Source organism: Blastomonas sp. CCH1-A6 (genome assembly GCF_001556365.1).
In the GTDB taxonomy this organism is placed as follows: domain Bacteria; phylum Pseudomonadota; class Alphaproteobacteria; order Sphingomonadales; family Sphingomonadaceae; genus Blastomonas; species Blastomonas ursincola.
Window position 1 is genome coordinate 1 of record NZ_LSIS01000049.1, and the last position, 8,467, is coordinate 8,467.

The 8,467-nt window shown below is 66.5% G+C and carries 10 protein-coding genes; 5 read left to right on the plus strand and 5 right to left on the minus strand.

Annotated features, from left to right (window positions below):
* Positions 1-101: 101 nt before the first annotated feature.
* From hemB to AX735_RS02130, 3 genes are read left to right on the plus strand one after another with little or no spacing between them, the layout of a single operon-like run.
* Positions 102-1,115, plus strand: a complete 1,014-nt coding sequence (hemB, locus tag AX735_RS02120; RefSeq protein ID WP_066274895.1) for a porphobilinogen synthase — start codon at positions 102-104, stop codon at positions 1,113-1,115.
* A gap of 4 nt (positions 1,116-1,119) precedes the next feature.
* Complete coding sequence (locus AX735_RS02125) at positions 1,120-1,671, plus strand: gamma carbonic anhydrase family protein (RefSeq protein WP_066274901.1); 552 nt, start codon at positions 1,120-1,122, stop codon at positions 1,669-1,671.
* Between the two features lie 9 nt (positions 1,672-1,680).
* Positions 1,681-2,187, plus strand: coding sequence for a PAS domain-containing protein (locus tag AX735_RS02130; RefSeq protein WP_066274906.1), 507 nt, complete (start codon positions 1,681-1,683; stop codon positions 2,185-2,187).
* Positions 2,188-2,193: 6 nt separating this feature from the next.
* On the opposite strand, the gene AX735_RS02135 is transcribed toward AX735_RS02130, so the two are convergent.
* Entirely contained in the window at positions 2,194-2,451 is a 258-nt protein-coding gene (locus AX735_RS02135; protein WP_137775931.1) for a hypothetical protein, read from the minus strand.
* A gap of 157 nt (positions 2,452-2,608) precedes the next feature.
* On the opposite strand from AX735_RS02135, the gene AX735_RS02140 reads away from it, so the two are divergent.
* Together AX735_RS02140 and AX735_RS02145 are read left to right on the plus strand one after the other, a co-directional pair.
* Positions 2,609-2,971 (plus strand): DMT family protein, encoded by a 363-nt coding sequence (locus AX735_RS02140; protein ID WP_066274915.1) that lies wholly within the window; start codon positions 2,609-2,611, stop codon positions 2,969-2,971.
* A 55-nt stretch (positions 2,972-3,026) separates the two neighbouring features.
* Positions 3,027-3,683 (plus strand): thermonuclease family protein, encoded by a 657-nt coding sequence (locus AX735_RS02145; RefSeq protein WP_066274919.1) that lies wholly within the window; start codon positions 3,027-3,029, stop codon positions 3,681-3,683.
* Positions 3,684-3,686: 3 nt separating this feature from the next.
* On the opposite strand, the gene AX735_RS02150 is transcribed toward AX735_RS02145, so the two are convergent.
* From AX735_RS02150 to AX735_RS02165, 4 genes are all read right to left on the minus strand, one after another.
* Entirely contained in the window at positions 3,687-4,679 is a 993-nt protein-coding gene (locus AX735_RS02150) for a retroviral-like aspartic protease family protein (RefSeq protein ID WP_066274922.1), read from the minus strand.
* Between the two features lie 80 nt (positions 4,680-4,759).
* A complete protein-coding gene (locus AX735_RS02155; RefSeq protein ID WP_066274923.1) occupies positions 4,760-7,168 on the minus strand; it encodes a ligase-associated DNA damage response DEXH box helicase in 2,409 nt (802 codons plus the stop codon).
* Between the two features lie 47 nt (positions 7,169-7,215).
* Positions 7,216-7,881, minus strand: coding sequence for an NnrU family protein (locus AX735_RS02160; RefSeq protein ID WP_231749988.1), 666 nt, complete (start codon positions 7,879-7,881; stop codon positions 7,216-7,218).
* A 75-nt stretch (positions 7,882-7,956) separates the two neighbouring features.
* The coding region (locus tag AX735_RS02165; RefSeq protein WP_156447392.1) for an amidohydrolase family protein at positions 7,957-8,467 on the minus strand (511 nt) is incomplete at its 5' end.

Below are 8,467 nucleotides of genomic sequence, written 5' to 3' on the forward strand. Positions count from 1 at the left end.
GGGACCCCCGCCTTCGCGGGGGTGACGAGTTGGCAGCAAGCACGACAGCATGCTCCCCAACACCGCTTCCCCTCGGCCGGTCTACTCGCTAAGACTGTTCCATGAGCTTTACACCTGTTGCCTCCGCCTATCCCGCCACCCGCCTGCGCCGCGCGCGTGCCACCGCGTGGAGCCGCGACATGGTGCGCGAGACCAGCCTGTCGCCTGCCAATCTGATCTGGCCGCTGTTCGTGACCGAGGGCACGGGCACGGAGGAGCCGATCGCCTCGCTGCCCGGCGTGTCGCGCTGGTCGGTAGACGGGATCGTCGAGCGCGCGCGGGAGGCGGTGGACCTCGGCATTCCGTGCCTCGCCCTGTTCCCCAACACCCAGGGCGACCGGCGCAGCGACGATGGCGCGGAAGCGCTCAACCCCGACAATCTGATGTGCCGCGCCATCCGCGCGATCAAGGATGCGCTGGGCGATTCCATCGGCGTGCTCACCGATGTCGCGCTCGACCCCTATACCGCGCACGGCCAGGACGGGCTGATCGACGGCGAGGGCTATGTGCTCAACGATGCGACGGTCGAGATACTGGTCGGCCAGTCGCTCAACCAGGCGCGAGCAGGCGCGGACATCATCGCGCCGTCGGACATGATGGACGGCCGCATCGGCGCGATCCGCGCCGCGCTGGAAGCGGACGGCCACCATAACGTCCAGATCATGAGCTATGCCGCCAAATATGCGAGCGCCTTTTATGGCCCGTTCCGCGATGCAGTGGGGTCGAGCGGTCTGCTCAAGGGCAACAAAAAGGGCTATCAGATGGACCCGGCGAACGGCGACGAGGCGCTGCGCGAGGTCGCCATGGACATAGCCGAGGGCGCGGACAGTGTGATGGTCAAGCCCGGCATGCCCTATCTGGACATCGTCTCGCGGGTGAAACAGACGTTCGGCGTGCCGGTCTATGCCTATATGGTCTCGGGCGAATATGCGATGATCGAGGCGCTGGCCGCAGCGGGCGCGGGCGATCGCGATGCGGTGGTGCTGGAAAGCCTGCTTGCCTTCCGCCGCGCCGGGTGCAGCGGGGTTCTGACCTACCACGCCGCGCATGCCGCGCGTCTGCTGGCAAAGGGTTGAGACCATGAACGATGTTTCGATCATCAGCCTGCACGGCAAGACTCCGCGCATTCATGACAGCGCGTTCATCGCGCCCGGCTGCCGCATCATCGGCGATGTGGAGGTCGGCCCCGATGCCAGCATCTGGTACAATTGCGTGATCCGGGCAGACGTGAACCGCATCGTCATCGGCGCACGGACCAATGTGCAGGACGGCAGCGTCATCCATTGCGACAGTCCGCGCCCGGGATCGCCCGAGGGCTTCCCGACGATCATCGGCGAAGACGTGCTGATTGGTCATATGGCGATGGTGCATGGCTGCATTCTGGAGGACCGGGCGTTCGTGGGCCTGGGCGCGATCGTGATGGACGGCTGCCGCATCGGCAGCGATGCGATGCTGGCGGCCGGCGCGATGCTGACGCCGGGCAAGGCCATGCCGTCAGGCCAGCTCTGGGGCGGGCGGCCCGCGCAGTACATGCGCGACCTGCCCGAGCCCGCGATCATGGGTATGCGCATGGGCGTCGCGCATTATGTCGAGAATGCCAGGGCGCACAAGGCAGCCTGCAGCGAGCAATAGCGCGTTTCGATGAGCGTCACCCTGATCGAACATCTGCCCTGGCTGTGTGCGCTGGTGGCGACGCTGGCCGCGCTCGAGCTGCTGCGCCGGTTGCGCCGGGCGCAATGGCAGCTCGGGGCCGCCGCGCCGGATGCCAACAGCGTCGCGCGGGCGCTCGATCACGCGCTGGCGGCCGGCCGGATCGGCAACTGGCATTACGAATGGTCGGAAACGTCGCTGGCCTGGTCGGACGAGGTATTTGCCATTTACGCGCGCGACCGGAGCCTGGGCGAACCGCCGATGTCCGAAGCGATCCTGGCCTATCATCCCGATGACCGGGCCAAGGTTCGGCGGGCGGTACGGCGCGCGCTCGACCATGGCGAGGATTTCGACTTTCACGCCCGGCTGCTCAATGAGGCCGGAGAGATGCGGAACATTCTCGTGCGCGGAACCTGTCGTCACGGCAAGGACGGCGCCATCACCGGCGTGCTGGGTTTCATCATTGACCTGGGGCTGACCGAGCCGCCGACGCGCTGACCGGTCTCAGCGACCGCCATAGTCGCGCGGCGGGACGAAGCGCTCGCCGCGTGCGCGCGCCATCATCGCCTCGTCGGCAATCGCGGTCTTGCGTTCGACCGCAGCGATGCGCGTCGCCTTGCGCCGGGTGAATCCGCCGCCCTCTTCTCCGATCGCGGCGGCGATCCTGCGGATTTCGTCGCCGCGCGTCCCGATGACCAGAGCCATGAAGACCGATGCGAGCGAGATCGACAGGAACGAAATGAACAGACTGTCCGGTGACATACTGACCCCCATTTATCTGGTGTTGATCATGATTTGGGAGGGGGCTGGTTAAGCACGTCCTGTCGTCAAAGGTTAAGCAGGCGTTGACGACAGATTTATCTTATCTTTACCTCCCGCGACCCCGTCAGGCCCTCCCACCACCCGCTGAAAGCCGTCCATGCCCAGCCAGATTGCCCCCACCCTGGTGCTGCTCACCATCTCGAACATCTTCATGACCACCGCCTGGTACTGGCACCTGAAAGGAGGCCCCGCTGCCGCCGCGTCGCGGCCCTTGTTCTGGGTGATCCTGACCAGCTGGGGCATCGCGCTGGTCGAATATTGCTTCGCCGTGCCCGCCAACCGCATCGGCTTCGCGCATGGCTGGACGCCGGGGCAATTGAAGGTGGTGCAGGAGGCGCTGGCGCTGACGGTTTTCGGTGTCTTCATGGTCACGGTGCTCGGCGAGGCACTCAATTGGCGGCATTTCGCGGCCTTTGCCTGCATCATGGCGGGGGTGGGCTTTCTGTTCGTCGGAAAATGATGCGCTTCGTCGCACAGATAAGCTTTGATTTACCGCGCGCCTCCACATTCGGGCGATGGCGCGTCGATCCCATGCCTTTCGCTCTCAGCCCGGCTCTCGGCGAACCCGCCATAACCGGGTCGTCAGCCGCGCGACCGAAGCCCGCATATCGACGCTCGCCATCCTTCTGGCGCTTCTGGCGGGATGGAACCTCAACGCATGGCTCTGGCCCGAGACGACGATGGTCCCGTCCGCTGCCGCGCCGACGGCGTGGTCGGACCCCTGGGCCGTCTCGCGCCAGCAGCGTCAGCTGCTAGAGGCGCAGGAAGGTCCGCCCGCACCGATCGCAGCGACCGGCTCTGCTGCCTCGGCCCCGGGTCGCGGGGGCTCCTTCCGCTTTGCATCCTGTGCCGGCGGTGCGCGGTATACCTGCGTCGTCGACGGCGACACCTTCTGGCTGGAGGGACAGAAGATCCGCGTCGCCGATATCGACACGCCAGAAATCTCTTCGCCGCGCTGCGATGCCGAATTCCAGCTCGGCCAGCGCGCCAAGCAACGGATGCAGCAATTGCTCAACGCCGGGCCGATCGCATTGGAGCCGGCGGACCGCGCGACCGACCGCTATGGCCGCGCGCTGTTCCGCGTCACGCGCAACGGGACAAGCCTGGGCGAAACGCTGGTCGGCGAAGGGCTGGCCGTCTATTATGGCGGCGGCAAGCCGAACTGGTGCTGACCGTCAGATCCGCGCGCGATCGGGCCTGACCCGCGCAGCCTCGGGCATGTCGAACAGCACCCGGCGCTGCTTGAAATCGATCATCATCCGGTTGAACTGGCGCAGCGTGCTCATGCCCAGCAGCAAAGCGGGAGTCTTGTCCAGGCCCAGTTCGCGAAACGCGTCGGCATCGGCAAAGACGATAGGCACATAGTCGAACTGCGCTCGCCCGATTCGGAAATCCTGCGCCAGGCCGGCATCGGCAAGGATCGTCTGGCCGGTGACCGAGGTGAGGCTCGCCTGCTGCGCGCTGAGCTTGTGCGACGCACCCAGCCGCTTGAGCAGCGCCATGTTGCCGATATTCGATTGCGCGCCGGTATCGATGACCACGCTGATCCGCTTGCCGCCCAGCGTCGCGTCGGTGAAGATCAGCTGGCCGGACTTGCGCCGCGCGCTCACCACGATCTCGAAATCGCTGACCCGGGGGCGTTCGGTAATATCCTCGATCGTGATCGCATTTTCCAGGAAATCGAACAGGATGCGCTGGTCCTGCAGTCCGTCGAGGCCGAGAATGCCGTCCGCGCCGATATGGTGCGCCTCGAGCATCGGCGCGACCAGCTCGCCATAGTTGCGGCGGCCCAGGGTCACCTCGGGCAGGTACACGGTCTGCACCATCTTGCTGCCCGCGATGCTCACCAGCCGCGCGATCTCGGCCATTTCGAGCGACAGCACCGAGGCGATGTCGCTCGACACCACGGTGCGCTCGGAGCCGGTGTCGATCATGAACTTGAACGGCCCGCGCCCGTCGATGCTCACCGGCACGGTCATGCGGCTGGCGCGGTCGCGGGCAAGCGCGATCCGTTCGGCTTCCTGGGTCAGGCGGTCGGCATCGGTCAGCGCACCGACCGTGGTATCGGCAAAGCCGCTCTCGGGCAGTGCATCCTGCGCGATTGCGCCGGGTGCGGCGCAAAGCGCCGCGCACAGGGTCAACGCACCGGCCAGCGCGCGATACAGCATCGGATCGATCCTCTCGTGCCGCGATGACCGCAGCCTCTGGTTGTCTTGCAGATGTAACACGCCGACGCGCCGGCTGGCAATCAGTCCGCGCGCATCGCCGTAGCGGCGAGCGATTCCGCCTCGGTGAGCAGCGCATCGTCGGCTGAGCCCTGCGCGACACTTTCGCGGCCGATCATCACCAGCACCGGCACCGCCAGCGGGCTGACGCGCTCGAGTTCGACATGCAGCATCGTCCCCGCCGCGCGGTCGAGCAGGTCGCCGAGCCGGCCGATATCGGTCATCCGCGCGCGCGCATCGGCCCAGGCGGCTTCGAGCAGCACATGATCGGGCTCGTACTTGCGCAGGACGTCATAGATCAGGTCGGTCGAGAAAGTGACCTGCCGACCGGTCTTCTTCTTGCCGGGATGCTGGCGTTCGACCAGCCCGCTGATGATCGCCACCTCGCGAAACGCGCGCTTGAGCAGATATGAGCTTTCGACCCAGTCGGTGAATTCGTCGGCGAGAATATCGGCGGAGAACAGGTCGGCGGGGTCGGTGACGCGCCTGAGGCCCCAGACGGCGAGCGCATAGTCGTTCGCGACAAAGCCCATCGGCTGCAGCCCACGATCCTCCATCCGCCGGGTGAGCAGCATGCCGAGCGACTGGTGCGCGTTCCAGCCCTCGAACGGATAGCAGACCATATATTCGCGGCCATGATGCGGAAAGGTCTCGACCAGCAGCTGGTCGGGCTCGGGCATGGCCGATCGCCAGTCCTGCATTTCCAGCCATTCGCGCACGTCATCGGGAAAGCGCGCCCAGCCGGCGCGGTCGGTGAGGAATTCGCGCACCCGCGACGACAGATGCGTGGTCAGCGGCATGCGCGCGCCGTTATAGCTCGGGATCTGCGTCGCCTTGGCCGAGGCCTTGACGATCAGGTCGAGATCCTTGATCCGCTCGACCTCCAGCCCCATGCCCGCGAAGACGAATGTGTCGCCGGGTGCGAGCTGCGCGGCGAAATCCTCCTCGACCCGGCCCAGCGATCGTCCGTTCTTGAAGCGGACGTCGAGCATCGGCGTATCGACGATGATGCCCGCATTGAGGCGATAGGCCTGCGCGAACTTGGGATGTGCCAGCCGCCAGGTGCCGTCCTTCTCGCGCACCAGCCGCTTGAACTTGTCATAGGCGCGCAGCGAATAGCCGCCATTCTCGACAAAGCCGAGCACGCGCAGGAATGCCTCGCGGGTGAGCGCGCTATAGGGCAGCGCGGACTGGACCTCGGCGCACAGTTCGTCCTCGTGGAACGGCCCCGAACAGGCGAGGCCCAGGATGTGCTGCGCGAGCACGTCGAGCCCGCCGGGGCGGAAGCTCTCACCATCGCGCTGGCCCTCGGTCACCGCATCGAACGCGGCCTGGGCTTCGAGATACTCGAACCGGTTGCCGGGGACCAGGATCGCGCGGGACGGGCAATCGAGCCGGTGGTTGGCGCGGCCGATGCGCTGGAGCAGCCGCGACGAGCCCTTGGGCGCGCCCATCTGGATGACGCAATCGACATTGCCCCAGTCGACGCCAAGATCGAGGCTCGCGGTGGCAACGAGTGCGCGCAGTTCCCCGCGCGCCATCGCCCCTTCGACCTTGCGCCGCGCTTCGACCGAAAGCGAACCGTGATGGATGCCGATCGGCAGGTGCTTCTCGTTCAGCTCCCAGAGCTTCTGGAAGATGAATTCGGCGAGGAAGCGCGTGTTGCAGAAGACGAGCGTGGTCTGGTTGCGCTCGATCTCCGCGAGCACCTGCGGCACCGCATAATGGCCGCTATGCCCGGCCCAGGGGACCCGATCGTCGGTGATCAGGATGCTGAGGTCCGGGTCCGCGCCCGGCTCGCCCTCGACCAGAGCCACGGCATCGATGTCACCGAACGGAGCGAGCCAGGCGCGATAGCTGTCGGCATCCGCGACTGTGGCCGACAGCGCGACCCGGCGCATCCCGGGGCTGAGCGTCTGGAGTCGGGAGAGGGACAGGTTGAGCAGGTCGCCGCGCTTGGAGGCAGCAAAGGCGTGCACCTCGTCGATGATCACGGTCTTCAGGCTCGCGAACATCTCCGCGCTTTCCGGATAGGAGAGCAGCAGGCTCAAGGATTCGGGCGTGGTGAGCAGGATATGCGGCGGGCGGGCGCGCTGGCGCGCCTTGCGGTCCGAGGGCGTATCGCCGCTGCGCGTCTCTATGCGCACGTTCAGCCCCATGTCCTGCACCGGGGTCAGCAGGTTGCGCTGCACGTCGTGCGCGAGCGCCTTCAGCGGCGAGATATAGAGCGTGTGCAGCCCGTCAGCAGCGTTGCCATCGGCGAAATCGCGCAGGGTCGGCAGGAAACCGGCGAGCGTCTTGCCCGCGCCGGTCGAGGCAACGAGCAGCGCGTGCCGCCCGGCATCGGCCTGATCGAGCATCTCGAGCTGATGCCGCCGGGGCGACCAGCCGCGCTGCGCAAACCAGTCGGTGATGATCTCGGGCAGCGCCATGGCCGCGATATAGGGGGTGGCAGCGCCGCGCTAAAGGGGCAGGGGCATCACAGCCAGCGGAAGATGCCCGCCGCACCCACGCCGAGCGGCATATGCGCCCATTGCACGGCGAGCCAAAGCACGATCCCGCCGATCAGCGCCGCCCAGCCGGGAAAGGCGAAGCCGCGTCCGAAGGGGATGAAGCTGGTGCGCGATTGCCAGTGCAGCCAGGCATCACCCATCAGCACGAACTTCTTGCCGTCCTGCAGCTTCGCGCCAACCAAAGCGAGCGTGATGATCGCGCCGCACAGGATGAAGGTGTCGATCCTGGGCGCGATCAGGATATGCGCCACGCCCCAGAGCGCGAAGCCCCACATCATGGGGTGGCGGGTGATGCGGAAAACGCCATGGGGGTCCTTGACGGCGATCCGCTTGGCCGCCGCCTCGGGCACGGGAAGCGCCGGATTGCCGATCAGCGATCCCGCAAACAGGATCGCGGAGATCAGCATCAGCAGCGTCGCGACGGCCCAGAGCAGGTCGTTTGCCGGCCAGAACGGCGCGGTGACCGGCGCGCGCTTGAAGCCTTCGACCATCAGGAACAAAGTGGCGAACGAAACCAACGTATAGGCGATCTGGAAGCCCTTGTCCCCCAGCCGCCGGACCAGACCGGCGCGCAAGGGGTGCGACATCGCGAAATGGCTGCCGACAAAGCCGACCGCCCCCGCCAACAGCATCGCGTAATCCTGCATCGCCGCCCGTCCCCTGCGTGACAGGAGGATCGCCGCAGCGAATCCTCCGTTCACCGCATCTTAGCGATCGTATGCCTTGGGCAAAGCCCCTTCCTGCGGGGTGCGATACCGGTCGCGCAGCCGCGCCTGGCGGTTGTCGAGCGGTTGCTGAACGCCGTCGATCATCACCGCGACGGGCGCGCTCGAAAGCTCGAGCGGATCGCCGTCCCAGATCACGACATCGCCCTGGCGACCGGGCTTGAGGCTCCCGAGCATCGCGTCGATGCCCAGCGCCTGGGCGGGGCCGGACGAGATCGCGGCAAAGGCCTGGTCCCAGGTCAGGCCGCTGGCGCCGGGAATGCGCTGCAGCGCGACGAGGTTGCCCGCATATTGCGGCGAGTAATGCAGCCGGTGCGCGTCATTGTCGTTGATCATGCCGATCGAGACGGTGACGCCCGCGCGCTTCATGCGGCCGATATTCGATTGCGTCGCAGCGGTCTTCTCGAACTCCGACGGCAGGTCGTTGAGCGCCGAGGCGATGACGGGAACACCCGCCGCCGCGATCTGGTTCGCGACCAGCCAGCCCTCCGAC

What these genes read in the sequence shown, in the direction of transcription:
- AX735_RS02135 (WP_137775931.1), bottom strand. Translation starts at nt 2,451, where the DNA reads ATGTCACCGGACAGTCTGTTCATTTCGTTCCTGTCGATCTCGCTCGCA.
- hemB (WP_066274895.1), top strand. Translation starts at nt 102, where the DNA reads ATGAGCTTTACACCTGTTGCCTCCGCCTATCCCGCCACCCGCCTGCGC.
- AX735_RS02150 (WP_066274922.1), bottom strand. Translation starts at nt 4,679, where the DNA reads ATGCTGTATCGCGCGCTGGCCGGTGCGTTGACCCTGTGCGCGGCGCTT.
- AX735_RS02125 (WP_066274901.1), top strand. Translation starts at nt 1,120, where the DNA reads ATGAACGATGTTTCGATCATCAGCCTGCACGGCAAGACTCCGCGCATT.
- AX735_RS02145 (WP_066274919.1), top strand. Translation starts at nt 3,027, where the DNA reads ATGGCGCGTCGATCCCATGCCTTTCGCTCTCAGCCCGGCTCTCGGCGA.
- AX735_RS02130 (WP_066274906.1), top strand. Translation starts at nt 1,681, where the DNA reads ATGAGCGTCACCCTGATCGAACATCTGCCCTGGCTGTGTGCGCTGGTG.
- AX735_RS02160 (WP_231749988.1), bottom strand. Translation starts at nt 7,881, where the DNA reads ATGCTGTTGGCGGGGGCGGTCGGCTTTGTCGGCAGCCATTTCGCGATG.
- AX735_RS02155 (WP_066274923.1), bottom strand. Translation starts at nt 7,168, where the DNA reads ATGGCGCTGCCCGAGATCATCACCGACTGGTTTGCGCAGCGCGGCTGG.
- AX735_RS02140 (WP_066274915.1), top strand. Translation starts at nt 2,609, where the DNA reads ATGCCCAGCCAGATTGCCCCCACCCTGGTGCTGCTCACCATCTCGAAC.